The sequence below is a fragment of the Pedobacter sp. 01T416_2 genome, from assembly GCF_056398925.1.
The window spans coordinates 1-1,785 of record NZ_JBFTQI010001205.1; the positions used below are offsets into that span (position 1 = coordinate 1).

Here is a 1,785-nt window from a genome sequence, read left to right on the forward strand (position 1 = left end):
GTTCTACCAGTAGCATGTTAACAGTTCTTTTAACCGCTATTGCAGGTATTTCACTGTTTATCGGTGGAATTGGGATTATGAATATTATGTATGTTTCGGTTACCGAGCGTACCCGCGAAATCGGTCTGCGTATGTCAATAGGTGCCCGCGGACAAGATGTTTTGATGCAATTTTTAATAGAGGCCATTTTAATCAGCATTACCGGCGGAATTATCGGAGTAGTTTTGGGTGTAAGTTCAACGTACCTCATCTCCTATTTCTTAAACTGGCCAATTTTAATTGCTGAATCTTCAATTATTATTTCCTTTGTTGTATGTGCCATTACAGGTGTTTTCTTCGGCTATTATCCAGCCAAAAAAGCATCTAATTTAGATCCTATCGATGCATTAAGATACGAGTAGTATTAAGTATCCAAACAAAAGTATAGTTATTCCCGCGCAGGCGGGGATCTTAAAACATTTCGCATTTACCTTGAAATAAATCAGATAGCTATCGGATCGGCATGAAGAAACACATTAAAAAAAACATAATAAATAATAACTTAGCGATGCAAAGCGCCAAAGAAAAAATAATGACGATTAATTTCTCCAAAAAGTGGATAAAAATTACCCTGCACATTCTGGTATGGGTGGTTTTGATCACTTTGCCCTATATTATTAATGTTAACCGAAGCCGTCCTCCTCACCCAATAAGCAGTTACGATGAAAATCAGTTCCTGCGCTTAAATTTTATCAGTTACTTTTATTGGATTGCTATATTTTATTTAAACTTATCATTTATCGGGTGTTTACTTTTAGCGATTACCATTCACTCCATATTGTTCAGAATTTTACTACCCAATTTTGATTTCAACCTCGGCAGAACCCTTTGGTTTAACACACCAACTTTTTTATTAACCATTGCCGCCAGTACCGCCTTTACCATGATCTCAGACCGGATCAGTGAAGAAAAAAGAGCTTTGCAGCGCGAACAGGAGAACATGAAAACCGAACTTTCGTTTTTACGGTCGCAGATCAGTCCGCACTTCATTTTTAATGTTTTAAACAACATTGTGGCACTGGTAAGACTAAAAAGCAATGAATTGGAGCCAACAGTAATGAAATTATCCGGTTTGATGCAATATATGTTATATGAAACCGACGAAGAAAAGGTCTCCATTAAAACTGAAACCGAATACCTGCAGGCTTATATCGATCTGCAAAAACAGCGTTTCGGCAAAAAAGTAGTTATAGAAACAAACATTAACATTGAAAGTGAGTTTGATGAAATAGAACCCATGTTACTGATCCCATTTATCGAAAATGCCTTTAAACATGGGGTTGGAATGATTGAAAAACCACAGATTTTTGTTGATTTAAAAACAGAAGACGAACTTTTGACGTTTACTGTTCGAAATAAATTTAACGAAGATGAGAATGAAGTAAAAGATGCCGCCTCTGGCATTGGTCTTTCGAACGTAAGCAGACGCTTAAACCTACTATACGGTAAAAATCATCAACTGGAAATTGAGAAAAAAGATGGCTGGTTTAATGTTTACCTGACTTTAAAATTAACAGCATGATAAAATGTTTAGCCATTGATGATGAGCCCTTAGCCCTGCAATTACTGGCTGATAACATCAGCCGTATCCCATTTTTGGAACTGGTGGCCAGTTGCGATGATGCTTTTGCTGCCAATAAAATTATGCAGGAACAATCGATAGACCTCATTTTTATCGATATCCAGATGCCTGGTATTACAGGTTTACAATTTATCCAGAGTTTGGTTAAAAAGCCAATGGTAATT

Annotated in this window: 3 protein-coding genes; all 3 read left to right on the forward strand. The window is 36.8% G+C overall.

Annotated elements, in window-relative coordinates:
* The coding region (locus AC1DPQ_RS28565; protein WP_477611686.1) for an ABC transporter permease at positions 1–401 on the forward strand (401 nt) is incomplete at its 5' end.
* Between the two features lie 146 nt (positions 402–547).
* Complete coding sequence (locus tag AC1DPQ_RS28570; RefSeq protein WP_477611687.1) at positions 548–1,561, forward strand: sensor histidine kinase; 1,014 nt, start codon at positions 548–550, stop codon at positions 1,559–1,561.
* A partial coding sequence (locus tag AC1DPQ_RS28575; RefSeq protein WP_477611688.1) for a LytR/AlgR family response regulator transcription factor occupies positions 1,558–1,785 on the forward strand: 228 nt, incomplete at its 3' end. The genes AC1DPQ_RS28570 and AC1DPQ_RS28575, both read left to right, overlap by 4 nt.